Annotated in this window: 25 protein-coding genes; all 25 read left to right on the top strand. The window is 62.9% G+C overall.

Translation table 11 applies throughout. The features are described from left to right. The 25 genes from AAIH46_RS11205 to AAIH46_RS11085 all read left to right on the top strand — a co-directional run bounded on the left by AAIH46_RS11205 (nucleotide 1) and on the right by AAIH46_RS11085 (nucleotide 25,291). Nucleotides 1-1,608, top strand: coding sequence for a flagellar hook-length control protein FliK (locus tag AAIH46_RS11205; RefSeq protein ID WP_430305939.1), 1,608 nt, complete (start codon nucleotides 1-3; stop codon nucleotides 1,606-1,608). Continuing rightward, the gene (locus AAIH46_RS11200) at nucleotides 1,553-2,113 is read left to right on the top strand and encodes a transglycosylase SLT domain-containing protein (RefSeq protein ID WP_430305938.1); all 561 of its coding nucleotides are present in this window, start codon (nucleotides 1,553-1,555) and stop codon (nucleotides 2,111-2,113) included. Before AAIH46_RS11205 ends, AAIH46_RS11200 begins: the two co-directional genes overlap by 56 nt. Before the next feature lie 281 nt (nucleotides 2,114-2,394). Next, complete coding sequence (locus AAIH46_RS11195; protein WP_430305937.1) at nucleotides 2,395-3,066, top strand: winged helix-turn-helix domain-containing protein; 672 nt, start codon at nucleotides 2,395-2,397, stop codon at nucleotides 3,064-3,066. Nucleotides 3,067-3,287: 221 nt separating this feature from the next. Next, nucleotides 3,288-4,874 (top strand): flagellar hook protein FlgE, encoded by a 1,587-nt coding sequence (locus AAIH46_RS11190; protein ID WP_430305936.1) that lies wholly within the window; start codon nucleotides 3,288-3,290, stop codon nucleotides 4,872-4,874. Nucleotides 4,875-4,903: 29 nt separating this feature from the next. Continuing rightward, nucleotides 4,904-6,373, top strand: coding sequence for a flagellar hook-associated protein FlgK (gene flgK, locus AAIH46_RS11185; RefSeq protein WP_430305935.1), 1,470 nt, complete (start codon nucleotides 4,904-4,906; stop codon nucleotides 6,371-6,373). 3 nt (nucleotides 6,374-6,376) lie between these two features. Then, nucleotides 6,377-7,468 (top strand): flagellar hook-associated family protein, encoded by a 1,092-nt coding sequence (locus AAIH46_RS11180; RefSeq protein ID WP_430305934.1) that lies wholly within the window; start codon nucleotides 6,377-6,379, stop codon nucleotides 7,466-7,468. 37 nt (nucleotides 7,469-7,505) lie between these two features. Next, nucleotides 7,506-7,853 (top strand): flagellar biosynthesis regulator FlaF, encoded by a 348-nt coding sequence (flaF, locus tag AAIH46_RS11175; RefSeq protein WP_430305932.1) that lies wholly within the window; start codon nucleotides 7,506-7,508, stop codon nucleotides 7,851-7,853. Then, complete coding sequence (flbT, locus tag AAIH46_RS11170) at nucleotides 7,850-8,299, top strand: flagellar biosynthesis repressor FlbT (protein ID WP_430305931.1); 450 nt, start codon at nucleotides 7,850-7,852, stop codon at nucleotides 8,297-8,299. The genes flaF and flbT overlap by 4 nt, the downstream gene beginning before the upstream one ends. Continuing rightward, complete coding sequence (gene flgD, locus AAIH46_RS11165) at nucleotides 8,290-8,790, top strand: flagellar hook assembly protein FlgD (protein ID WP_430305930.1); 501 nt, start codon at nucleotides 8,290-8,292, stop codon at nucleotides 8,788-8,790. The genes flbT and flgD overlap by 10 nt, the downstream gene beginning before the upstream one ends. A gap of 83 nt (nucleotides 8,791-8,873) precedes the next feature. After that, complete coding sequence (gene fliQ / locus AAIH46_RS11160; RefSeq protein ID WP_430305929.1) at nucleotides 8,874-9,140, top strand: flagellar biosynthesis protein FliQ; 267 nt, start codon at nucleotides 8,874-8,876, stop codon at nucleotides 9,138-9,140. A gap of 121 nt (nucleotides 9,141-9,261) precedes the next feature. Continuing rightward, a complete protein-coding gene (gene flhA / locus AAIH46_RS11155) occupies nucleotides 9,262-11,349 on the top strand; it encodes a flagellar biosynthesis protein FlhA (RefSeq protein WP_430305928.1) in 2,088 nt (695 codons plus the stop codon). Further along, nucleotides 11,346-12,098 carry a flagellar biosynthetic protein FliR gene (gene fliR, locus AAIH46_RS11150; RefSeq protein ID WP_430305927.1) on the top strand — a complete coding sequence of 251 codons (753 nt, stop codon included), beginning with the start codon at nucleotides 11,346-11,348 and terminating at the stop codon, nucleotides 12,096-12,098. The genes flhA and fliR overlap by 4 nt, the downstream gene beginning before the upstream one ends. 6 nt (nucleotides 12,099-12,104) lie before the next feature. Then, complete coding sequence (locus tag AAIH46_RS11145; RefSeq protein WP_430305926.1) at nucleotides 12,105-12,518, top strand: hypothetical protein; 414 nt, start codon at nucleotides 12,105-12,107, stop codon at nucleotides 12,516-12,518. Between the two features lie 93 nt (nucleotides 12,519-12,611). Beyond that, nucleotides 12,612-13,169 carry a rod-binding protein gene (locus AAIH46_RS11140; protein WP_430305925.1) on the top strand — a complete coding sequence of 186 codons (558 nt, stop codon included), beginning with the start codon at nucleotides 12,612-12,614 and terminating at the stop codon, nucleotides 13,167-13,169. 26 nt (nucleotides 13,170-13,195) lie between these two features. After that, entirely contained in the window at nucleotides 13,196-13,561 is a 366-nt protein-coding gene (locus AAIH46_RS11135) for a hypothetical protein (protein ID WP_430305924.1), read from the top strand. Further along, the gene (locus AAIH46_RS11130) at nucleotides 13,561-14,100 is read left to right on the top strand and encodes a hypothetical protein (protein ID WP_430305923.1); all 540 of its coding nucleotides are present in this window, start codon (nucleotides 13,561-13,563) and stop codon (nucleotides 14,098-14,100) included. The genes AAIH46_RS11135 and AAIH46_RS11130 overlap by 1 nt, the downstream gene beginning before the upstream one ends. 238 nt (nucleotides 14,101-14,338) lie before the next feature. Next, entirely contained in the window at nucleotides 14,339-15,028 is a 690-nt protein-coding gene (locus tag AAIH46_RS11125; protein WP_430305922.1) for a hypothetical protein, read from the top strand. Between the two features lie 71 nt (nucleotides 15,029-15,099). Beyond that, complete coding sequence (locus AAIH46_RS11120; protein WP_430305921.1) at nucleotides 15,100-16,920, top strand: hypothetical protein; 1,821 nt, start codon at nucleotides 15,100-15,102, stop codon at nucleotides 16,918-16,920. A 113-nt stretch (nucleotides 16,921-17,033) separates the two neighbouring features. Then, nucleotides 17,034-17,933, top strand: a complete 900-nt coding sequence (folD, locus tag AAIH46_RS11115; protein ID WP_430305920.1) for a bifunctional methylenetetrahydrofolate dehydrogenase/methenyltetrahydrofolate cyclohydrolase FolD — start codon at nucleotides 17,034-17,036, stop codon at nucleotides 17,931-17,933. 297 nt (nucleotides 17,934-18,230) lie between these two features. After that, nucleotides 18,231-19,592, top strand: coding sequence for an ABC transporter substrate-binding protein (locus tag AAIH46_RS11110; RefSeq protein WP_430305919.1), 1,362 nt, complete (start codon nucleotides 18,231-18,233; stop codon nucleotides 19,590-19,592). A gap of 216 nt (nucleotides 19,593-19,808) precedes the next feature. Then, nucleotides 19,809-20,819, top strand: coding sequence for a carbohydrate ABC transporter permease (locus AAIH46_RS11105; protein ID WP_430305918.1), 1,011 nt, complete (start codon nucleotides 19,809-19,811; stop codon nucleotides 20,817-20,819). A gap of 2 nt (nucleotides 20,820-20,821) precedes the next feature. Then, on the top strand, nucleotides 20,822-21,982 hold the full coding sequence (locus AAIH46_RS11100) for a carbohydrate ABC transporter permease (RefSeq protein WP_430305917.1): 1,161 nt from the start codon (nucleotides 20,822-20,824) through the stop codon (nucleotides 21,980-21,982). Between the two features lie 30 nt (nucleotides 21,983-22,012). Then, the gene (locus AAIH46_RS11095; protein ID WP_430305916.1) at nucleotides 22,013-23,668 is read left to right on the top strand and encodes an alpha-glucosidase family protein; all 1,656 of its coding nucleotides are present in this window, start codon (nucleotides 22,013-22,015) and stop codon (nucleotides 23,666-23,668) included. A 21-nt stretch (nucleotides 23,669-23,689) separates the two neighbouring features. Continuing rightward, entirely contained in the window at nucleotides 23,690-24,778 is a 1,089-nt protein-coding gene (locus tag AAIH46_RS11090) for an ABC transporter ATP-binding protein (RefSeq protein WP_430305915.1), read from the top strand. Between the two features lie 156 nt (nucleotides 24,779-24,934). After that, complete coding sequence (locus AAIH46_RS11085) at nucleotides 24,935-25,291, top strand: hypothetical protein (protein WP_430306542.1); 357 nt, start codon at nucleotides 24,935-24,937, stop codon at nucleotides 25,289-25,291. Nucleotides 25,292-25,492: the final 201 nt, after the last annotated feature.

The following is a 25,492-nucleotide window of genomic DNA, read 5'->3' as shown; positions in this document are numbered from 1 at the left end:
ATGTTCACTCCGGGATTGGGAGACACCACCCCCGTATCCACCACCCGTCCGTCCGCGTCGCGAAGCGGCGCCGAGGCCGGCAGCGGGTTTAGCGATACGATGTCCAGCTACGAACTCGAGAACGGCGGCCAGGACGGGCGCAGGTCCGACGACGAAGCCGAAAGCGATGCGGCGCGCGAAAGCGGCGGCAGCGCTTCGAGCTCGAAGTCGCGCCTCGATCTCGGGACGCTGGCCGGCCGAACGGCGCAGACCTCCGGTGCGGCGAATGGCCTTATGCCAAGGGGCGACACCACCGTCGTCGTTGCAACACCCGACACGACCGCCGCCCTCGAAGCCGGCCAGCTCGACCCGACGATGGGCAACACCTTGCCGGAAGCGGCTGCCGACGTCGGCGGGCTCTCGGCCTTCGTCAATCGCGTGAAGAACCTTGGAGCGGCAGCGCTCGGTGTCCGCGAGACGTCGATGTCGGCCAAGTCGCAGGGCGAAGCGGCACTGCTTGAACAGGTGCGGGCGACGGGCAAGGGACAAAAGGGCGATGCAACGGCTGCGGCCGCTGCTCTCAACGGTCCCGGCCGCACGCGCCATGGCGCCAGCCTGCAGGATGCCGGAAGCGCAACCGGCCAACAGCCCGCAGATCAGGCGGCTCTCAATAACACGTCTGACGGGAGCGCTCAGCTGTCGGCGGCCGGGGATGCGGGCTCGATGCTCGGCATGCTCGGCGGCGCCATGCAGCCGACGCTCGCCCGCAGCGTGGCCCAGTCGACCCGCCAGGCATCGGCGAACGAAGGCGGCGCATCCGTCGGCAAGATCCGCGATACGCTGGCGCATGACGATCTGCCGGCTCCGGCCCTGTCGCTCGGCGCCGAGGCGACGACGGCGGACCTTTCGACAGATGCCAGGACATTCCGCTTCTCCTCGACCCGCGAAGGCCGGGCGACGATGGACATGATCGTCGGCGCAGACAGGGACGGAAAGACCAGCTTCGAAACATCGCGCTCGTCGAGCGGCGCGGCCGAGGGCGTGGTCGTGCTGGATTCGCGTCGCTATCTCGGGTTCAGCCAGTCGCAGAACGGCGCGGCGCTCACTTCGGCGATGGCGCAGGATGGCGAATGGGCACATGCCATGCAGCCGGGCAGTGCGCTCTCAAACGCCGCCACGCAGACAAGCACCGGCCAGGTGGTCAATACGCTGAAGCTGCAGATGACGCCGATCGAGCTCGGCAAGGTCACAGCGACCCTGAGGCTCGTCGGCGAGGAGCTGAGCGTGCACCTGACCGTCGAGAACCGTGCGGCGCATCAGCAGCTGTCGGAAGACAGCAGCGGCATTCTCGACGCGCTCCGATCGCAGGGCTTCCAGGTTGACCAGGTCAGCGTCAGCATCGTCGCTTCCAGCCAGTCGGAGACGCAGCAACAGCAATCCGATCAGGGCCAGCGCTCCTTCGGCTCCGAGCGGCAGCCGGATGGCGCGGGTGGTGGCCAGGGGCAGGGGCAGTCATCTGGCCAATCCTCTTCCAGAAATGCATCAGGGACGACTGAGAATGAGACTGCAATGGATGGTCGGCCTGGCGCCAATGCTGGCGGTCTTCGCTCTGGTGATCTCTACCTCTGACGCCAGGGCGGTGGCAGCCGGCGCCTGCGAGCGTGAGATTCAGTCCGCAGCGTCGAAGTACGGCATCCCGGAAGGCATCCTTTATTCGGTCGGTCTGGCGGAGACCGGCCGCAAGGGGAGCCTTTACCCGTGGGCGCTGAACGTCGAGGGCAAGGCATATTTTCCGGAGGACCCGGCAGCGGCAATCCAGACCTTCCGGACCGCGCGCACCGAAGGCCGCAAGCTGATCGACGTCGGATGCATGCAGATCAATCAGCACTTCCACGGGGAGAATTTCACCTCCGTGGAGGACATGCTCAATCCCCGCCGCAACGTGGAATATGCCGCGAAATTTCTGCGCAACCTTCATGACAAGCATGAGACCTGGACGATGGCCGTCGCCAGATACCATGCAGGGCCCAATAACGACCCGGCACAGAAGCAGTATGTCTGCCGCGTCATCGCCAATCTGGTCGCCACGGGCTACGGAAAGTGGACGCCAACAGCCTCGCAATTCTGCCAGTAAAGCAACCAAAGATTGATTGACACACGTCGTTAATTGTCGGGTGTTCGGGTTGCGCTGATTTGTCCAAAATGAGGCGCTGCAAGCGCTTCGTTACGCAGTGTTAACTTTTCCACCGGAAAAATGTGCGGTCTCGTCGCGGTACCCACTAGATCTAGCGCAAATCGGGACGCAAACCTTAATCAACTATTAAAATGTATAGTTAACTTTGTAGAGTTGTCGCTGACTCCTCCGATTCGTACCCATAGTCCATCGAGGTACCACACTGATTCGGAGGCGGACGAATGATCGTAGTGGTTGATGAGCGTGAGCTCGTGAAAGAGGGTTACACCTCACTGTTTGGACGAGAGGGTGTACCCTCCACGGGGTTTGACCCTCGTGAATTTGGCGAATGGGTGCATGCGGCAGCCGATACGGATATCGCTGCGGTCGAGGCATTCCTGATCGGTCAGAGCGATCATTCGCTCGAGCTGCCGCGGGCAATCCGCGACCGGACCACGGCACCGGTGATTGCGGTCAGCGATCATCCTTCGCTGGAAGCGACACTGGCACTGTTCGACAGCGGCGTCGACGATGTGGTGCGCAAGCCGGTTCATCCCCGGGAGATCCTGGCGCGTGCAGCGGCAATCCGCCGTCGCATCAAGGCGATCACCAACTATGTCGATATCGGCCCGATCCGGGTTTTCGACGACGGCCGGGACCCGGAAATTCAGGGCGACATCTTTCCCCTGCCGCGCCGCGAGCGACGCATCCTGGAATACCTAGTCGCCAACCGCGGCCGGCGTGTTTCCAAGACACAGATCTTCAGCGCCATCTACGGCATCTTCGACGAAGAGGTCGAAGAGAACGTCGTCGAGAGCCACATCAGCAAGTTGCGCAAGAAGCTGCGCAAGAAGCTCGGTTTCGACCCGATCGATTCCAAGCGCTTCCTCGGCTACTGCATCGACTGGGACTGACGCAGTCCTGGTTGTCGGGGCGCAATCCCACGCAAGATCAAGTCATGTCGAACCCCGGAAATCCCCAGCGGATCCGGGGTTTTGTTTTGCCCGGACCATGCCGGCGTCCTGTTTTGCCGAGCCGACGGCAGCGGCACGGCACGGCCACAAAGGTCGAACCAGACAGTTTCACGCAAGGCCCGCCCTCTAGTGTCGCCGCATAGGCAAAACGAGGATTTGACATGAGCCTTTACGGAACGATGCGCACCGGTGTTTCCGGCATGAACGCACAGGCCAACCTTCTCGGAACGGTTGGCGACAATATCGCCAACTCGAGCACTGTTGGCTACAAGAAGGCTTCGACCGAATTTTCGTCCATGATCCTGCCGTCGACCGGCGGAAACTACAATTCGGGCGGCGTCCAGACCAACGTCCGCTATTCGATCAACACCCAGGGTTCGTTCAGCTACACGACGTCGCCGACCGACCTTGCGATCAACGGCTCGGGCTTCTTCATCGTCCAGGGCGCCGACGGTTCCGAATACCTGACCCGGTCCGGCAATTTCGGCACTCAGGCAGACGGCACGCTGATGAACTCGGCCGGCTTCACGCTGATGGGCTATCCCTACGAAGAGAACGTCGATCCGACGATCGTCATCAACGGCTTCGTCGGCCTGAGCGAGATCAACGTCAAGGGCGGCGGCCTGCAGGCCACTCCGTCGACGGGCGGTTCCGTGCAGGGCAACCTGCCGGTCAACGAGGCCGTCGGCTTCACCAAGTCGTCGTCTGTCGTGGCTTACGACAGCAAGGGCAATTCCCGTCTGCTGAACTACGTCTACACCAAGACCAGCGAAACCACCTGGGCGCTGGACGTCCAGTACAACGGCATCTCGATCACCGGCAACACGCCGACCAAGTCGGCGACCGGCGCTGTCACCGGTACGCTGAACAACAGCCTGCCGGTCGACACGACGAAGCCGGCTGCGACCTTCAAGTCGATTGCCTACGGAACCGACGGCTCGTCGCACGAACTGACCTACAAGATGACCAAGACCGGCACCGACGTCGGCACCAACACCAATACCTGGGACCTCAAGGTCTATGATGGAGCGGTCGAAATCGGCACGCAGACCGTCACCTTCGATGCGACCACCGGCGCGATGACCTCGCCGGCTGCTCCCTCGGAACTGACGCTGACGGCCAACGGCACGCTTGAGGCTCTGACGATCGACCTTTCCGGCATCTCGGAAAGCGGTGCGGTGACATCCGTGGCGGCCTCGGCTGACGGCAACGGAAGAGGCCACCAGCTGACCTTCAACGGCTCCGGCGTCCTCACCAACCCGACATCGGTATCGACGACGCAACAGACCATCGACGGTGCGACGCTCAACGCCCTGACGATCGACATCAGCAAGCTGACCGAACTTGGCGCGGACTACTCGATCACCGGCGACGTCAACGGCAAGGGTGCCAGCGCGGTCGACAAGGTCGAGATCAGCAAGGACGGCATCGTCTCCATTCTCTACAAGAACGGCCAGTCGATCCCGAGCTACCGCATCGCGATGGCCAACGTCCAGAGCCCGAACAACCTCACGCCGCTGGCCGGCAACGTCTACTCGCAGAGCCAGGATTCAGGCGTCATCGTCATGGGTTATGCCGGCAGTTCCGGCTATGGCGAGATCCTCTCCAGCGCGCTCGAAGACTCCAATGTCGATATCGCCGAGGAGCTGACGCAGATGATCCAGGCGCAGCGCAATTACACGGCCAATTCCAAGGTCTTCCAGACCGGCTCGGAACTCCTGGATACGCTCGTCAACCTGAAGCGGTAACGAGCGGTATCCCTACAAAGGCAAACTAGATGTCGCTTTCCACAGCACGGTCCACGGCACAGTCGATCTTCAACAATACGGCACGTCAGACGTCGGTCATCGGGACCAACATCTCCAACGTCCAGAACGGCGACTACAACAAGCGCACCGTGATGATCGTATCGACGGAGCACGGCGCGCGCGTCGGCTCGGTCTACCGCGAGGAAAATGCGGCCCTGTTTCGTCAGTCACTGGAAAGCAACTCGTCTGCAAGCGCGCAGGCGACGCTGACCGACGGCTTGACCAAGGAGATCGCCAATCTGCTCGGCGGCGGCAACTACGACCGCTCGCCGAGCACCTACCTTTCCACCTTCCGCGATACGTTGAGCTCGTACGGAGCAAAGCCTGCCGACACCACTTTGGCAGCCGGCGTCGTCTCCGCCGCCAAGGATCTCGTCCAGTCGCTGAATTCCACCTCGACCGGCCTGCAGGCCATCCGTCAGGATGCCGACAAGAAGATCAACGAGCAGGTCGGCAACCTCAATGCCCTGCTGGCGAGCTTCGAGACGGTCAATACCAAGGTCATCCAGGCGACCTCGACCGGCAACGACCCGAACAGCGCGCTCGATGAACGCGATGCCCTGCTGAAGAAGATTTCCGATCTCGTCGGCATCTACTCGGTCACCCGCGAAAACGGCGACATGGCGCTGTACACGTCGGAAGGCACGACGCTGTTCGAGACCATTCCGCGCACCGTCACCTCGAAGCCGATGTCCACCTACAATGCCGGTGCAGCGACCCAGTCCGTCCTCATCGACGGCGTCGCCATGACGCCGGGCGACGGCGGCGATACCTCGGCCAAGGGTTCGCTCCAGGCACTGCTGCAGATCCGCGACCAGGTCGCGCCGACCTACCAGCGCCAGCTCGACGAGATCGCCGCGACACTGGTCGACATGTTCAAGGAAAAGGATCCGGACGGCATCTTCGCGGATGCGGCAGGCCTGTTCTACGACAAGGCGAACCCCATCCTGCCGATACCGCCCGCGACACTTCCGATCGACGACATGGCAACGCGCATCAGCGTCAGCTCGGCCGTCGTTCCGCCGTCGGGCAAGCCGACGCTGATCCGCGATGGCGGCATCGCCGGCGCAGCCTACATCGCCAACCGTGACGGCGTCAGCGGCTATTCGGAACTGCTGAACAGGTATGCCGAGAGCTTCGAAGCCGCCGAATACACGTTCTCCGACGAGAGCGGCATCGGCGGCCAGCAGTCGATCCTCAGCTTCTCCACGGCTTCGATCGGCTGGTTCGAATCGCTGCGCAGCTCCGCTTCCAACGCCGACGAAACCAAGACGGCGCTCATGGCTCGCACAAGCGAAGCGTATTCTAATGTCACCTCGGTCAGCCTCGATGAGGAACTGTCGCTGCTTCTGGATGTGGAGCAGTCGTACAAAGCCGGCACCAAACTGCTGAGCACCATCGACGAGATGATCAAGACGCTGCTCGATTCGGTAGGATAAGTTATGAAGACTTCATTCAGCTCCAATCTGTCGATCCAGAACAGCCTGCGCCAGGCCATGGAGAAGGCGCAGAAGGATCTGGTGGCCGCCAATCTGGAGGTCACCACGGGACTGCACGCGGATATGGGCGTGGCGCTCGGATCCTCGACCACCCACAGCCTGGATCTCACCCGCGACCTGCTGCGCATCGAAAGTCTGCAAGGGGCGAACGGTCTCGCCAAGACCCGCATCGACAGCTCCGAAGGCGCGCTGAAGGTGATGGCCGAACAGGTGACGACGGTGAACGGCCTGCTGACAGGCCTCACCAACAGTGATTCCACCATCGACGCCGTGGTGACGACCATGAAGCAGGCGCTCAACACCTTCATTTCCAGCGGCAATTCTTCGGTCGCCGGCGAATATCTGTTTGCCGGGACGAACAGCGACGTGAAGCCGCTGACCTCCTACTCGGAAGAAAATTCGGCTCTGAAGACTGCCGTCGATGCCGAGCTTACCTACTTCATGGCCAATCAGGTGCCGCCGGTAACCTCGAAGACGGACCTGTCGGCCAGCCAGATGGGCGTCTTCCTTGATGACCTTGAGAAGAAGTTCAACGGCACGGAAATGACCACCAGCCCTCCGCAGCCGGCCGACAGTGACGGCAAGGACTTCTGGAAGGAGTTCGGGTCGAAGGCCTCCGACAGCAACATGACGACCCGCATCACGTCGAGCGAAACGATCGAGAGCTCGGTCAATGCCAACGACCGCGGCTTCCGCAACTTCGTCTTTGGTGCGGTGGTTTCGATCGAACTCCTGCCGGGTGTTTCCGACGCGGCGCGTGCCGTCGTCTCGGAACGGGCGCAGCAGGCGATTGGCCGTGCATCGGCCGGCATTTCCAGCCAGCGCACGCAGCTCGGCCTGTCGAGCGAACGGATTACCAAGGCAACGGATTCGCTGTCGGCCCAAAAGGCGATCTTCGAAAACAGCATCAGCGATCTGCAATCGGTGGACCCCTACGAGGCGGCCACCCGGGTCAACTCGCTGAAGTCGCTGCTCGAGGCGGCCTATACGCTGACCGCCCGGATCCAACAGCTGAGCCTCATAAACTACCTTTGATGACCAGAGGGAGTCGATGAAAATGAAGGATACATGAATGTACCAGTTTTCATATGCCGAGATCATGGACGATGACGTCGCTGACGCCAAAACCCGCGAACGGCAGGCGCTTGATCGTGCGATCGAGCTGCTGAAAGCGGCACGAGACGACAAGCCCAATTCCCGGGCCAGCATCGAGGCTCTCTTCTACACCCGGCGCGTCTGGATCCGGTTCATCGAAGATCTCCGGCAGCCGGAAAACGAACTGAATACCGAACTACGTGCCAATCTGATCTCCATCGCCATCTGGATCTTGAAGGAATGCGAGCGGATCAGGCGGCGGCAGTCTGACAATTTCCAAGGCATCATCGACGTGACCACCATCATCAGGGATGGACTTAAATGAAAAGTACGCTGCGCATCTCGCTGAAATCCGGCGAAAGAATCTTCATCAACGGTGCGGTTCTGCGCGTCGACCGCAAGGTGGCGCTGGAATTCCTCAACGACGTCACCTTCCTGCTCGAGAACCACGTTCTCCAGCTCGAAGACGCCACGACGCCGCTCCGCCAGCTCTACTTCATCGCCCAGATGATGCTGATCAACCCGGAGGGCAAGGACCAGTCGATGGCCATGTTCCGCAAGTCGGTCACCATGCTTCTCACCTGCTTCCAGGACGAGGAAGTGCTGGCCGAACTGAAGCGCATCGACGCGATGGTCGTCAGCGGCCGGGCCTTCGACGCGCTGAAGGCCATCCGCGGCCTCTACAGCATCGAGGATCGCATCCTCAACAACCAGGAAATGACGCCGGCGACGGTTGAGCAGATCCGCCGGGAGATTGCACCATGGCGGTAGATACGGTCACCTCGGCCACCGCCTCGTCCAATCCCTGGGCCAATGCGGCAGCGTCCAGCAATGCTGCCAACAAGGCCAGCCTGAACTATGACAGCTTTCTGAAGCTGCTCATCGCGCAGATGAAGAACCAGGATCCGACGGAGCCAATGGACGCATCCCAGCAGATGTCGCAGCTGGCGTCGTTCTCTCAGGTCGAGCAGACCATCCAGACGAACACCCACCTGAAGAGCATGCTGCAGGCGGAAGCTCTGACGCGCGCCGGCGATATCGTTGGCAAGTACATCATGAGCGCCGACGACAAGGTCACCGGCAAGATCAAGGAAGTCCAGGTCTATTCGGACGGCGTCATCGCGCTGACCGAAGGGGGCGACAAGGTCCTGCTGCAGGCCGGCGTCGTGGTCTCGGACAAGCCAATTGCTGCAACACCTGCTGCCGATGATTCGGCCGCGGCCGACGGCCAGAGCGACACCCAGAGCGAAAGCTCGACGTGACCCCGGCAGGCCGGTAGAACTGGCCTGTCGAATCACCCGAATGAGTCGGGGGCCCCGCGCTTAAGCGGGCAAGGAGTGGCTCCATGAATGAAGCCGATGCACTGGAAATCATGCAGGCCGCCATGCGCACGGTCCTGATCGCCTCCGGTCCGGCCATTCTGGTGGCGATGGTGGTCGGGGTCGGCGTCGCCTTCCTGCAGGCATTGACGCAGATCCAGGAAATGACGCTGACCTTCGTGCCGAAGATCGTCGCCATCCTGCTCAGTCTGGGGCTGGCCGCGCCGTTCATCGGCAGCCAGATCTCCATCTTCGCGAACCTCGTGTTCTCGCGGGTCCAGACCGGCTTCTGATCCTAGCGATCAGGGCCGGCAGTTTCCGTCTGCCATCCTCGCACAAGCTTCGCAGGCTAGCGTGATGGTTGACTGGCGTGACCTCTGTCGCGCCGCCTTCTCATGAAGAGACGGAAATACGATGGCACAACCACCTGCTCTCGCGATCCCCAAGGTCGCTCCGAACGGTCGCGATATCGGTTTCGCACTCGGCATCGTCTGCATCCTGTGCATTCTGTTCCTGCCGGTCCCGACCTTCCTCATCGACATCGGCCTTGCCTTCTCGATCGCCTTCTCGGTGCTGATCCTGATGGTGGCCCTGTGGATCCAGAAGCCGCTGGATTTCTCCTCGTTTCCGACCATCCTGCTGATCTCGACCATGGTCCGCCTGTCGCTCAACATTGCGACGACCCGCACGATCCTGTCGCATGGGCATGAGGGACATGACGCAGCCGGCGGCGTGATCGCCGGTTTCGCCTCGCTGGTAATGTCGGGCGACTTCCTGATCGGGGTGATCGTCTTCCTGATCCTCGTCACCGTGAACTTCATCGTCATCACCAAGGGCGCCACGCGTATCGCCGAAGTCGGTGCCCGCTTCACCCTCGATGCCATCCCCGGCAAGCAGATGTCGATCGACGCGGATCTTTCCGCCGGCATCATCGACGAGAAGGAAGCGCAGCTTCGCCGCCGTGAGCTCGAAGAGGAAAGCATGTTCTTCGGCGCCATGGACGGCGCCTCCAAGTTCGTACGCGGCGACGCAATTGCCGGCCTGATCATCACCGCCATCAACATCTTCGGCGGCATCGTCATCGGCTATTTCCGTCACGGCATGCCGATCGGCGAAGCGGCCGACGTATTCGTCAAGCTGTCGGTCGGCGACGGTATCGTCTCGCAGATCCCGGCACTCGTCGTGTCGCTCGCCGCCGGCTTGCTCGTCACCCGCGGCGGCACCGCCGGTACGGCCGACAAGGCCGTGCTCGACCAGCTCGGCGGCTATCCCCGCGCGCTCTCGGTCGCCGCCGGCCTGATGGGCATCCTCGCGCTGGTCCCCGGGCTTCCCTTCCTGCCGTTCACCGTGCTCGGCGGCCTGATGGCCTTCGGCGCCTGGCTCGTGCCGCGCCGCCTGGAAGCGGAAAACCAGCTGCGCCGCGATTCCGAGGAGAAGAAAGTCACCCAGACGAAGGAGGCCGAAAAGGATTCCGTCAAGTCGATGCTGAAGACCGCCGAGATCGAGCTTGCGCTCGGCAAGCAGGTGTCGACGCGGCTTCTCGGCGCGCATCAGGAACTGGCGTTCCGAGTCGGCAAGATGCGCAAGAAGTTCGCCACCCAGTACGGTTTCGTCGTTCCGGAGATCAAGGTCACCGACGACATCATGATCCCGGAAAAATCCTACCAGATCCGCATCCACGGAACGACGGTCGCCTCCAACAGCCTGCGCGTCGGCGACGTCCTGGTGGTCACCGGCTCGGGCCGCAAGCCCAGCATTCCGGGTGACGAGATCCGCGAACCGGCGTTCGGCATGCCGGCGGTGTCCATCCTCGAAGCGTTCGCCGAAGACCTGAAGCGCGAAGGCTTCCATCCGATCGACAACGTCTCGGTGGTGCTCACCCATCTGAGCGAGGTGATCCGCAACAACCTTCCGCAGCTTCTGTCCTACAAGGACGTCAAGATCCTCATCGATCGCATGGATCCCGAGTACAAGAAGCTGGCCGACGAGATCTGCTCGTCGCACATGTCCTATTCCGGTCTGCAGGCGGTGCTCAAGCTGCTGCTGGCGGAGCGGGTCTCGATCCGCAACCTGCATCTCATCCTCGAGGCGGTGGCGGAACTGGCGCCGCATGTGCGCAAGACCGAGCAGATCGTCGAGCATGTGCGGGTGCGCATGGCCCAGCAGTTGTGCGGCGATCTGGCCGAAAACGGCATGCTGCGTGTCCTGCGCCTCGGCAGCAAGTGGGACTTGCTCTTCCACCAGGCACTGAAGCGCGACCAGAAGGGCGAGGTGCTGGAATTCGACATCGACCCGCGCACGCTGGAGGAATTCAGCGAGCAGGCGAGCAAGGTCATCCGCGAATTCATGGACCGCGGCACGCCTTTCGTGCTAGTCACCTCTCCGGAAACGCGCTCCTACGTGCGGATGATCATCGAACGCCTGTTCCCGACGCTGCCGGTCCTGTCGCACGTCGAGTTGGCCAAGGGTCTCGATATCAAGATACTGGGCTCCATCTCATGATCACAGACCCGCAGGGGACCGTGTTGGCACTCTTCCTGGCCTTCTGCAGGATAGGCGGGTGCATCATGACCATGCCGGGTTTCTCCAGCGCCCGCGTGCCGGGCAATCTGCGCCTGTTCCTGGCGCTTGGCGTGTCGGTCGCGCTCGTCCCCGTTCTGTGGGATGTCATCTACCCGCAGGTCGGGCAGCCGCCCGCCACCTATGTCGGGCTGATCGCTTCGGAAACGCTGATTGGCGTGACCTACGGGATGATCGCCCGCATCTACGTGATGGGCCTGCAGTTCGCCGGCGCCATCCTGACCATGTCGATCGGCTTCACCGCTCCCGGTGGCCACGACATCCTCGAGGATTACTCGGAAACCGCCGTCACCAGCCTGATTTCCTTTTGCGGCCTGATGCTGCTGTTCATCCTCGACTTTCACCACATCGTCTTCCGGGCGCTCGTCGATTCCTATACGGCAACGCCCATCGGTGCAGTCCTCGAGCCGCAGAAGATGCTGATCACGCTCACCGACACGCTGCGCGCCTCGACCTACATCATGCTGCGCCTGGCGAGCCCCTTCCTCATCTACGGCCTGCTGTTCAACGTCGCGATCGGTCTCGTCAACAAGCTGGCGCCGCAGATCCCGGTCTACTTCATCTCGACGCCCTACCTGATCACCGGCGGCATCTTCATGCTGTACCTGGCGATCGGTGCCATGGTCAGGCAGTTCGCCGATGGCTTCGGCCCTGTCTTCAACGCGTTCTGAGGCGACATGGCGAGCAGCGGACAACCTCGGTCGAAAAAGCTGAAGCGCCTCGTCGACGTCCAGCGGCACCTCGAGCAGATGGCCGAGAGCGAGCTTGCCTCCACCACCCGGCAGCGCAGCGAGCTGGGCGAATCGATGGATCTGGTGATTTCCGCCATCGGCTCGATGACGCCCGTGCACATGCAGTTCTCGCAGAACTATTCCGAGCGCTTCGGTCGCCTGATGATCAAGGACAAGCAGCTTTCCGGCGTCCAGCAGGTGCTGGAGGCGCGCGTCATGCGCGAGCGCATCAAGGGCGACCGGCTGGAAGAGCAGATGAAGGATGCCCGCGATCTGGAGGATCGCGAGAAGGAAGACAACGCCATCTACGACCTCCTGGACATCACCCTGTCGGGTGGCGGGGCGAAGGGCTTTCGATAAAATCAGGCGGCCCACCGACCGATCAGGCCGGACGCCAGCCTCCAGCAAGCTTCACCCCGCATAGTCTCGCCACTTAGACGAAAGGAAGCTCAAGTGGCGATCTCTCCTCCCAGCGATCTCGTGCTCGACGTTCTGCGTGCAGCGGATCCCCAAGACGTTCAGGCCGCTCAGGCAAAGCTGAAGGCAAATCGCGCGGCTTTCGCGGCGACCAGCCTTGCTGCTGCCGGCACCGGCTTTGCGACCGCCATCGACCTGCTCGATGGGACCGAATCCAAGGCCAAGCTCAGCCACAACGACAAGTCGGTGAAGTCGGCCGAGATGCCGGAAGAATACCGCAAGTTCGAAGCCTCGATCCTGCAGAACTTCGTCAACTCGATGATGCCGAAGGATAGCGAAGAGGTCTACGGCAAGGGTTCGGCCGGCGAATTCTGGCAGAGCATGATGTCGGAGCAGATAGCCGAACAGATTTCCAGACAGGGTGGCATGGGCATTGCCGAGCAGGTCTACTCTCAGTCCCTGCAGAAGGTGCGCAACGAGGCAGTTCCGAACGCAGCGACGGACGAGGACAGCCGCAATCGCGCAATGAGCATGCTCGACGATTTTCAGCGAAAAGTTTTTGATCTCGCGCCGACCGAGCGCAGCCAGGCATGATGGCGAATAGAATGGGAGAGGAAGATATGGACGTTGTCTCAAGCGACTATCGCATCAAGACGGTACTTGGCCGGCTGGAAATGATCATCGACAACGAGAACGATCGCATCGGCAGGGATCCGCAGTTCGACCTCAAGGTGTCGAACGCGCACAAGAGCCGCTGCCTCTACGAATTGACCATGCTGTTCCGCGGCGCCAGCCCGCAGGAATTCGTCACCAATCACATCGAGCAGATGCACGCCTTGAAGGCGAAGCTGGCGCTCAATGCCCGTCGCGTCGAAGCGCATCTCAACGCCGTGCGCACCGTGGCCGACCTGCTGAAGAACGCCGTGCGCGATGCCGACGGCGATGGCACCTACACGCAAGAACAGTTCCTCTACAGCGAATCCTGATGATCAAGCTCGTCCTCACCGGTCTCTGGGTCTGCGTCGTGACGCTCGGCGCAGTCTACTTTTCCGTACAGATGTCCGCTCCGCCGCCACCGGTGGACGAGGCGGCTCTGCTGAAGGCGAAGTCGGAACTGGTGAAGGGCGAGTCGATCAACGTTCCGCTGTTGAAGAACGGCAACGTCCAGGGCTATTTCCTGACGCGGATCTCCTTCCTGATGGACAAGGAGAAGGTCAAGACCGTGCATCTTCCGGTCACCGAGATGATGACCGACGAGCTGTTCACCATGCTCGTCGGCAACAAGATGGTTGATCCCAATAATGCCGCCTCCTTCGACCTGCAGGCCTTCCGCAGCGGCATCAAGGATACGCTGAACAAGAAATTCGGCGACGACTACGTTCTCGACGTGCTTGTCGAGCGGTTCGACTACCTGTCGAAGGACGATATCCGCGCCAACAGCGAACGCTCGGCCGGCAAGCAGATTTCCCCGACGAAGATCGTCGAGGGACAGCCAGCCGACGCGCCGGCAAGCACCGGCCACTGACTTTCGGTCACTGACTTTCGGCAGATGGCCGCCGATCGTCGTTAACGCCGGGCGAACGCGGCCCATCCAATTCTCGGCCGAGCCTTAAACGCGGTTTCACGCGTCTCTGATATCTGTGCAGCTCAGATCATTCGTGCCGAGCAGCTGCCACCATGACATCAAAAGACGACGCCAAACTCCATTGGCGCAGATCATCGAGCGCCCGCCCGAGCATCCGACCCGGTTGCGGATCAAGCCGATGAGGATCACCTCAACGCCTGTTTCCAGCCGCTGGCGCAACGCCTTCGGGCTGCCATTCCCGGCCTTCGGCTGGAGCGACAGCTTCTCGATGCTGGAAACCGCGGCCGACATCCGCGTCGGCTGTCGCACCGTGTCGTTCCTGTCCTTGCGTCAGCTCCTGCGCAGCCTTGTCGACCGCCGGTTTCGGCAGGCCATGGCCGGCCGTGTCCTGCTGCCGGACAGCCGCTGGATTGCTTCAGCCGTCGGCCTGGTCTCTTCCGGCCGTCCGGTCAGCGAGTTCGATGCCGCCCGCTTCGTACCGTCGCTGCTGACCTTCATGGAGGCGCCGCGCCGGATCACGCTGATCGGTGCCGACGAGGCGCGGCTTCAGACGGCGAGCCGGCAGCTCATGGCGCATTCGCCCTGGCATCAGGTGACGACAGTGCTGCTCTCCGAACCGGTCTGCGGCCGTCGTCCGATCGCCGCCGACGAACTCCTGGAGGCTGCCTCGCCGGATGTCGTTATCGCCGATGCGCGCGACTGGCAGGAGGGGATCCGTCTCGAACGCTACCTGTCGTTCCGGCACGACGGTCTGGCGCTGCTCGCCGGGCGGTTCTTCGATGCGGCGGCTGTCAAAAAGGACGCGCCGAGCGCCACCGCGCAGCGGAAATTAACGAATTATTCGCCAAAGAAATTTAACCTGTCTTAAGAAATGACAGGCGCGCCGGGGCGCGCTCGCAACAGCGGGTAGGGCGCATGCTTGCTTCGAGCGACGGATGGATGAAGACAGGTAGGCCCGCAACGCGCGGCCTTTCGGTCGGGCGTGGCCGCGGCAACGCCATCGCCGCCGTCCTGCTGCTGTCGGCCGCCGTGTTTGGCGCCGCTCTTCCGCATGTCCTGCCGCTCGACCTTTCCCGCCATTACCTGGCCGAAGCCCGTCTCGCGCCGGCAAGTCAGGCAGCGGATGATACCGATCGCGCCGATCTCGTGAAGGCGGCAGAGGAGGGGCTACGGTCTCCGGCGCTGCTCGACGCCGTCGCCAGGCAGGTCGGCTTCGTCGATGCCGCCGGTCGCACCGTGGAGGATCCGACGGCGATGGGCCTGCTTTCCGAGATCATGTCGCGGCAGGATCTGTCGGACGCGGCCAGCGAGACCACCGAGCGGCAGCGGCTGTCGGGCGTGCTGTCCGTCGCCGAAAGGGAGAATGGTCAACTGGCTGTCGTGGCCCGCGGCGACAACGCGCTTGCCGCCTCCGAGATCGCCAATGCCGCGGCCCGGTTGCTCAGCCAGGGCATCAATGATCAGCAGCTGCTGGGCGAGCCGGATGCGGTCGCCCGTGCCCGCGGAAATCTTGAAAAGATCCAGTCCGACATCGATGCGCTGGCCGTGGCGCCTGCCGATCTGCAGAGACTGCAGGAGGTCCGCGACGAACAGGCAGCGCTTGCTGCCGAGACCGAGCGGCTGCAGGCCGCGCAGGCGGATGCCGCAACACGGGTCGAAATCCTGTCGCACCTGACGCTCGATGACGTGCTTTCAAAGCCGCTGCCGGCAGAACTGCAGGCATCTGGGCTCGAGACGCTGCGCCGCAAGCATGTCGAGGCAAGACTGCTGATCGACCAGTTGTCCGCCGAGCTCGGCCCGCGCCATCCGCGGTTGATCGCCGCCACTGCCGCCGAGAGCGAGGCGAAACAGTCGATCGCCCGGGCGATGAAGCAGATGACCGGTGGCCTGAAACAGGAAGAGGCGGCGCTGCAGGCGCAGGTGCAGGAGACCAACGCGCGGAAGGCGTCGCTGGCCGCTGCGCCGGTCTCCGATGCCGCCGCCCGCAAGCTGGCGCTCGAAACGTCGCTCGAGACGGCCCGCAAGGCCTACCTCGATGCCGTGCGCGATGCCGAAGCCAATCCATCATCCGCAGTCGAGAAGATCCGCTTCCTCAGTGCCGCAAGTCCTGCGGCGGCCACCGCGTCCGGCCTGCCGGCCTGGCTCTACTCGCTGGCTGGCGCTGTCGCCGGCCTCTGCCTTGTCGGCGCAGCACTGCCCGGGCGTCGCATTGAAGAACCCGAGGCGGACCTGACTGCCGAGGATGCACCGGAGGTTCTCGCGATCCCGCAGATCGCACCGCCCATGGAGTTGCAGATTGAAGAGCCGGTCGTCGATCTGCTGGCGCTTGCCGGTCTTTCGGAGCACAGCCCCCGCAGCCGGATTGAGATCGCACAGCCGCAGGTGAACAGCCTTCCGGCCATGCCGTCCTTCGACGATTACTACCGTGAGGAGCGGCTGTCTGCCGAGATGTCCGCGCTCCCGGAACGCCAGGCAGTGCGAACGTCCGAAGCGGCAGAAGGCTCGCTGGAGCAGCTTCTGCTCTCCAATCTCCAGCCGCAGGTCACGGATCGGCCGCTGCCGCAGTTGCTGGCAGCCATCATGGCCGGCCAGACGGAGCAGGTGGTTTCCCGGCCTACCGCGGCGCCCGCTTCTCCCGAACGGGAGATCGCCCAGCTGCGCCAGGGTATCGCCCGCCTGCGCCAGCAGGTGGCCAATGCGGTGCCGGTGCCGGAACAGGAACATCAGCCGGTCGAGCGCCGTTACGCCGGCCGTCGGTGAAACGCGCACGCCACCTCTTGCAATCGCCATTTTGACGGCATAGGGCGTGGACGGGAAAGCGGCCGCCGCTTCTTCGTGCGAGGAAGCTGCCGCACCGGCACGAGGAGCAAGGCGTGGCACATATCATCGACGGCAAGACATCCGCAGCAAGCGTCACCGACACCGTCGCCGAGGCGGCAGCCGTCCTCCAGCGTGAGGCGGGCATGCAGCCGGGCCTTGCGGTGGTCATCGTCGGCAACAATCCCGCTAGCCACTCCTACGTCAACGCCAAGAGCCGCATGGCAAAACAGTGCGGCTTCAACTCCATGCAGTACAGCCTGCCGGAGGAAACGACGCAGGACGAGCTGGAACAGCTGGTGGCCAAGCTCAATGCCGATCCGGCCGTGCATGGCATTCTCGTTCAGCTGCCGTTGCCGAAGCACCTGAACTCCGAGCCGGTGATCCAGTCCATCCTGCCGCAGAAGGACGTCGACGGTCTGAATGTCGTCAACGCCGGCAAGGTGGCGAGCGGCGATCTGGCCAGTGGCCTCGTCTCCTGCACGCCGGCCGGCGCGATGGTGCTGCTGCGCAACCTTCATGGGCCAGACCTTTCCGGCCTCAATGCCGTCGTCATCGGCCGCTCCAACCTGTTTGGCAAGCCGATGGCGTTGCTGCTGCTGGCCGCCAATGCCACCGTCACCATGGCCCATTCGCGGACCCGGGATCTTGCCGGCGTCTGCCGCCAGGCGGATATTCTGGTTGCCGCGGTCGGCATGCCGTTCATGGTCAAGGCGGATTGGGTGAAGCCGGGTGCTACAGTGGTTGATGTCGGCATCAACCGCATCGAGGCGCCGGAAAAGGGCGATGGCAAGTTCCGCATCGTCGGCGATGTCGCATTCGATGAATGCACCGAGGTGGCCGGCGCCATCACCCCCGTTCCCGGTGGTGTCGGCCCGATGACCATTGCCATGCTGATGGCAAACACGGTGGTCGCAGCCTATCGATCTGTCGGCCGGCCGATCCCCCGCTTCTAGACTGAGCCTGCGCGAACGCTGTCCGGGGGCCCGTTTCGGCCGCCCGCTCGCCCGCTATCGGAAAGCAACCGCTCACCATCGGGTGCCGCGGACCCGCGCCTGTGCACGATGAACGGAGCACCCCGTGGACTTAGGTGACGGCCGCTCTAATTCATGCGACACTTTGCTCGTTATCGGTGCAGGTCGGAGACGACATGCAGGCGGAGGGAGCATTGTTCGGTCTCGGCACGTGCAACATGTGGTCGGGGCAACCGGGATTAGGGAAGTCTTTAAAAAATCGAGACGGGAGGTTCTTTCATGAAACATCTGCTGTTGGCCGGCGTCGCGGCCCTCTGCTTGAGCGCGACATTCGCATCTGCTCAGGAGCTGAAGTTCGAGCCGGGATCGGACGCCAAATTCAACTGGAAGAGCTACGAGGATTTCAAGGCGGCGCATGCGGACCTGAAGGGCCAGAGCCTGACGCTTTTCGGACCCTGGCGCGGCGAGGACGAGGTGCTCTTCAATAGCGTTCTCGCCTATTTCAACGCGGCGACCGGCGCCAACGGCCGCTACTCCTCCTCCGAGAACTACGAGCAGCAGATCGTCATCGATACCCAGGCGGGTTCTCCGCCGAACATCGCCATCATTCCGCAGCCCGGCCTGCTTGCCGATCTCGCCGCCAAGGGCCTGCTGACACCGCTCGGTAACGAGAACGCCGAATGGGTGAAGCAGAACTACGGTGCCGGCGAGGGCTGGATCCGCTACGGCACCTACAACGGCAAGGACGGTCAGCCGGCCTATTTCGGCTTCCCGTTCAAGGCCGACTTCAAGTCGATGGTCTGGTACGTGCCCGAAAACTTCGAGGAAGCCGGCTACGAAGTCCCGAAGACCATGGAGGACCTGATCAAGCTCAGCGACCAGATCGTCGCCGATGGCGGCGTTCCCTGGTGCATCGGTCTCGGTTCCGGCGGCGCAACCGGCTGGCCGGCGACCGACTGGATGGAAGACATGATGCTGCGCACCCAGGCGCCGGATGTCTACGACAAGTGGGTCAGCAACGAGGTGAAGTTCGATGACCCGGCCGTCGTCGGCGCGATCGAGGAATTCGGCAAGTTCGCCAAGAACCCGAAATACGTGGCGGGCGGCGTTGCAGCCGTGTCCTCCACCGATTTCCGCGACAGCCCGAAGGGCCTCTTCGACATCCCGCCGAAATGCTACCTGCATCACCAGGCGTCGTTCGTGCCGTCCTTCTTCCCGCCGGGCACGGAACTCGGTACCGATGCCGACTTCTTCTACATGCCGACCTACGCCTCGAAGCCTGAACTGGGGACACCGGTGCTGGGTGCCGGCACGATGTTCGCCATCACCAAGGATTCTCCGGCCGCCAAGGCGTTCATTGAATTCCTGAAGACGCCGATCGCCCATGAGGTGTGGATGGCGCAGGCCTCGTTCCTGACGCCGTTCAAGGGCGTCAATCCGGATGCCTATGCCAACGAGGTCCTGAAGAAGCAGGGCGAGCTGCTGACCACGGCGACCACCTTCCGCTTCGATGCATCCGACCTGATGCCGGGCAAGATCGGCGCCGGCGCCTTCTGGACCGGCATGATCGACTATGTCGGCGGCAAGGACGCAAAGACTGTCGGTACCGACATCCAGAAGGCCTGGGACGGGTTGAAGTAGGGGCCGTCGCCTCAGTCGAGTTGGGTTGACTGAAGCAAGGTCCTCTCTGGCCTGCCGGCCAATCTCCCAACAAGGGGAGAAGTCGTTGCCCTTGCTCATCCTGCATTGGGCCTCGGCGGTTCGGCTGGATCAAGCCCTCCCCCTTGTGGGGAGGGTGTGGGAGGGGTCTTCGGCTACCGGCATAAAAGAAGCTAAGCGTTCCAGGGGGAGGGGTATATGTTTACGCAGATCGTATCGGCCGTCGGCGTGGTGATCGCCGGGGTGTTTGCCTGCGCCTTGTACTACTGGCTGTCGGACAAGGCCTTGCAGCTGGTCTTTCCGGTGCCGAAGGACAATGTCGCAATCGCCTCGGTCAATCTCAACCGCCGCGCCGGGGTACGGCCCTGGCTCTTCCTCGGGCCGGCGCTTTTGCTGCTGGTCGTCTACCTCGTCTACCCGGTCGTCGCGACCTTCATCCTATCCTTCTACGACCGGTCGGGCGGCAACTTCGTCGGTCTCGCCAATTACCGCTGGGCCATCCAGGACGTTCAGTTCCGCCAGTCGATCTTCAACAACATCCTCTGGCTTGCCGTGGTGCCGGCCGCCTGCACCTTCCTCGGCCTCGTCATCGCCGTGCTGACCGACCGCATCTGGTGGGGGAACCTGGCAAAGAGCCTGATCTTCATGCCGATGGCGATCTCGTTCGTCGGCGCCTCGGTCATCTGGAAGTTCATCTACGAATATCGCGGCGGCAACGAGACGCAGATCGGCCTGCTGAACGCCATCGTCCAGGCGATCGGCGGCAATCCGCAGGTGTGGATCTCGCTGCCGTTCTGGAACAATTTCTTCCTGATGGCGATCCTCATCTGGATCCAGACCGGCTTTGCCATGGTCATCCTCTCGGCGGCCCTGCGCGGTATTCCGGAAGAAACGATCGAGGCGGCTGTCATCGACGGCGCCAATGGCTGGCAGATCTTCTGGAAGATCATGGTGCCGCAGATCTGGGGTACGATCGCCGTCGTCTGGACGACGATCACCATCCTCGTCCTCAAGGTCTTCGATATCGTGCTGACCATGACCAACGGCCAGTGGAACACCATGGTGCTGGCAAACCTCATGTTCGACTGGATGTTCCGCGGTGGCGGCGACAGCGGCCGAAGTGCGGTCATCGCGCTGGTCATCATGGCCGCTGTCACGCCGATCATGATCTGGAACATCCGCCAGGCGAACAAGGAACTGGGAGGCTGATGATGAACGCCGTAGCAAGCCTTCGCCGGATCGGCCTCCCGCGCCTCGCGGTGCATGTCTCCGTCCTGCTGATCTGCATCATCTGGCTCATCCCGACGCTCGGCATCCTCGTCACCTCGTTCCGCGATGCCGGCCAGATCACCGCATCCGGCTGGTGGACGGCCTTCACCGGCGCCGCGGAAACGAGCGCCGCCCGTCTCGGCGAGCCGGCCACCGCCCAGCAGCAGGGCCCGAACTACGTCATCTCCGGGTCGGTCTTCGAAGAAGGTCAGGCCGGTACTGTGCGCGCCTTCGGCACGCGCGTCGCGGCACCGACAGAATTTGCCGCCGGAGAGGCGGCCGATCTCGGCGACGGCGAGACGCTGACCATCAACGAGGATGGCAGCTACACCTACGCCAAGAACGCCCCGTTCGGCGAAGGTCGCGGCAAGCGCGTCTATCTGTCGATCTCCGCCCCGCCGTCGTTCACCACCGACAATTACCGGACGGTGCTCACCTCGCAGGGCATCGGCCAGTCCTTCGTCAACTCGCTGACGGTCGCCATTCCGGCTACCATCATCCCGATCCTCATCGCCGCCTTCGCCGCCTACGCATTGTCGTGGATGGAGTTTCCGGGGCGGGCGCTGATCATTGCCCTGGTGGTCGGCCTCATCGTCGTGCCGCTGCAGATGTCGCTTATCCCGCTTCTCAAGATGTACAACGAGATCGGCAACCTGTTCGGCGTTCCGTCGCGCAGCTATGCCGGCATCTGGCTGGCGCACTCCGCCTTCGGCATGCCGCTGGCGATCTACCTGCTGCGCAACTACATTGCCGGTCTGCCCAAGGAGATCATCGAATCCGCCCGTGTCGACGGGGCGAGCGATTTCGAGATCTTCGTCAAGATCATCCTGCCGCTGTCGTTCCCGGCGCTTGCGTCATTCTCGATCTTCCAGTTCCTCTGGACCTGGAACGACCTTCTCGTCGCCATGGTCTTCCTCGGCACCGGCAAGGATCAGCTTGTGCTGACGGGAGCGCTCAACGCGCTGCTGGGCTCGATGGGCGGAAAGTGGGAGATCCTCACCGCCTCGGCCTTCATCACCATCATTGTACCGATTATCGTATTTTTCGCACTGCAGCGGTATCTGGTGCGAGGCCTGCTCGCGGGCTCCGTCAAGGGCGGCTGATCAACACTGATAAACGACATAGGACATGGAATGAGCATTTCCGCAGAAGCCCTCTCCGCATCGGACAAGGACTGGTGGCGCGGCGCGGTGATCTATCAGATCTACCCGCGCTCCTACCAGGACAGCAACGGCGACGGCATCGGCGACCTGAAAGGCATCACCGCGCGCCTGCCACATATCGCAGCGCTCGGCGCCGATGCGATCTGGATCTCGCCCTTCTTCCCGTCGCCGATGCGCGATTTCGGCTACGACGTGTCCAACTACTGCGACGTCGACCCGATGTTCGGCTCGCTGTCGGACTTCGACACGCTGATCGCCGAGGCGCATCGCCTGCGGATCAAGGTGATGATCGATCTGGTCATCTCGCACAGCTCCGATCAACACGCCTGGTTCATTGAAAGCCGCTCCAGCCGCGTCAATCCCAAGGCCGACTGGTACGTCTGGGCGGATGCCAGGCCGGACGGCACGCCGCCCAACAACTGGCTGTCGATCTTCGGCGGCTCGGCCTGGGCTTGGGATCCGACCCGCATGCAATACTTCATGCACAATTTCCTGTCGTCGCAGCCGGATCTCAACCTGCACAACCCGGAAGTCCAGGACGCGCTGCTGGATGTCGTTCGCTTCTGGCTGAAGCGCGGCGTCAACGGCTTCCGGCTCGATACCATCAACTTCTACTTCCATGACCGCGAGCTGCGCGACAACCCGGCGCTCGCGCCCGAGCGTCGCAACGCCTCGACGGCACCGGCGGTCAATCCCTACAATTTCCAGGAACACATCTACGACAAGAACCGGCCGGAGAACCTCGACTTCCTCAAGCGCTTCCGCGCCGTGCTCGACGAGTTTCCGGCAATCGCTGCAGTCGGCGAGGTCGGCGACAGCCAGCGCGGTCTGGAAATCGTCGGCGAATATACCTCCGGCGGCGACAAGATGCAGATGTGCTACGCCTTCGAGTTCCTGGCGCCCGATCATCTGACGCCGGCCCGTGTCGCCGAAGTGCAGCAGGCGTTCTCCGCCGCGGCTCCGGAAGGCTGGGCGTGCTGGGCCTTCTCCAACCACGACGTTGTGCGCCACGTCAGCCGCTGGGGCGCCGAGGTCATGGACCGCGACGCCTTTGCCAAGCAGCTTTCGGCGATCCTGCTGACGCAGCGGGGTTCCGTCTGCATCTATCAGGGCGAGGAGCTTGGTCTCACCGAGGCCGACATCGCCTTTGCCGACCTTCAGGATCCCTACGGCATCCAGTTCTGGCCGGAGTTCAAGGGGCGCGACGGCTGCCGCACGCCGATGGTGTGGGACGAGCATGCGCTGCAGTCGGGCTTTTCGACCGCCGACAGGCCGTGGCTGCCGATCCCCGTCGAACACCAGCTGCGGGCTGTCAGCGCCCAGCAGGGGCATGAGGGCTCGGTTCTCGAGCACTATCGCCGCTTCCTCGCCTTCCGCCGCCAGCACGCCGCCTTTGCCAAGGGCGATATCGCCTTCCTGGACGCCGCGCCCGAGGTGCTGGCCTATGAGAGGCTGCATGACGGAGAACGGCTGCTGTGCCTGTTCAACATGAGCGACGCGCCGGTCGCGGCTGGCCTGCCTGCGGGCGATTGGCAGGTGCTCGAAGGCCACGGCTTTGACAGCACTTTGCGTGACGGGACGATCGATCTGCCTGCGTGGGGCGCCTTTTTCGCGCGCCACGGCTGACAACAAACGAAGGGGAGAGACATGGCCGGACTTGTTCTGAAGGATATTCGCAAGGCCTACGGGCAGGTTGAGGTGCTGCACGGCATCGACCTGGACATCCGTGAGGGCGAGTTCGTCGTGTTCGTCGGTCCGTCCGGCTGTGGCAAGTCCACGCTGCTGCGGATGATCGCCGGACTGGAGAAGATTACCAGCGGTGACATGATCATCGATGGCCAGCGGGTCAACGAGGTGCCGCCCTCCCGGCGCGGCATCGCCATGGTCTTCCAGTCCTACGCGCTCTATCCGCACATGACCGTCTACGACAACATGGCTTTCGGCATGCGCATAGCCAAGGAAAGCAAACAGGAGATCGACCGGCGCGTGCGCGCCGCGGCCGACATCCTGCAGCTGACCCAGTATCTCGACCGCCTGCCGAAGGCACTGTCGGGTGGTCAGCGCCAGCGCGTCGCCATCGGCCGGGCCATCTGCCGCGATCCGAAGGTGTTTCTGTTCGACGAGCCGCTGTCGAACCTCGATGCAGCACTGCGCGTCGCGACCCGCATCGAGATCGCCAAGCTCAAGGAGTCGATGCCGGAAACCACCATGGTCTACGTCACCCATGATCAGGTGGAAGCGATGACGCTTGCCGACCGGATCGTCGTGCTGTCCGCCGGCCGCATCGAACAGGTGGGCGCGCCGCTCGACCTCTACGAGCGTCCGCAGAACCTGTTCGTCGCAAAGTTCATCGGCTCGCCGGCGATGAACATCATTCCGGCGACGATCGCCACCCCCGGGGAAACGACGCGGATCGATCTGCGCGGCGGAAAGCCGGTGACGGTGCCGGTCTCGACCGAGGGCTCCGAGGCGGGCAGGGCGGCCAGCTTCGGCGTGCGGCCGGAAGACCTGACGGTGACCACCGGCGACGATTATCTCTTTGAAGGTCGCGTATCGCTGGTCGAGGCGCTCGGCGAGGTGACGCTGCTCTACATCGAAGGCCTGTCGGACGAGGAGCCGATCCTTGCCAAGATCCCCGGCATCTTCAGGGTCGAGCGCGGTGAGACGCTCCGCTTCACCGCCGATGCGGCCAAGATGCACCTGTTCGACGCCGACGGGCAGACCTATCGGCGCTAGGGAAGGCGCGCACGCGGGGCCGGCGGCCGATCGACAGCACAAGCGCCATACGCTCCGTTAACGTCTGCTCCCTAGGATGCTTGGATTGTTCCAGCCTCCGAGGCAGCCATGAGCGACCGCCGTCCCGACCACTTCCTGAAGAAGGAGGAGTCCTTCATGTACGACCGCGAGACGCGGTTCAGGATGGAGGAAACGATGAATGCGGCGCGCATCGAATTCACCGAAAAGCATGTCATGCACATGGCCGGGCGGCGTTGCGACGTCATCGCCATCTCGATGAGTGGTGCCGTGCTGGCGCTGCTGACGCAGTCCAATCTGCCGACCGAATTCGTGCTCGACATTCCCGACGCCCGGATCATGAAGATCGGCTGCGTGCTGATGCGGACCAATTCCAACAACACGATCGAGGTACGCTTCCTGCGGCTTCTGACCCAGAAGGATCTCGACCGCATCTTTGTCTTTTCGACCCATCCTGCGCACCGTGACAAGAAGCTGGACGTGAGGAACTGGTAGGCAGGTTCTACCCGTGCGCTACGTGATTGGTGAGAATTGCGCGGCGTACGGCTGCTTGAGCTTTGCGCCTCGACGGGTATGAACCGGACTGCGGCAGGCTGATCCTCCACATCCTTGACCTTCGCGCCGGCGCAATGCGTGTAAACGCCCCGCCGGCTCCTCGCCCACCGGCAGTCGTGCCACCTCTGGCCAAGGCGGAAG

This window comes from Rhizobium sp. 0TCS1.26 (assembly GCF_050455525.1).
Taxonomy (GTDB): domain Bacteria; phylum Pseudomonadota; class Alphaproteobacteria; order Rhizobiales; family Rhizobiaceae; genus Neorhizobium.
This window is presented reverse-complemented; position numbering and strand designations above follow the sequence as displayed.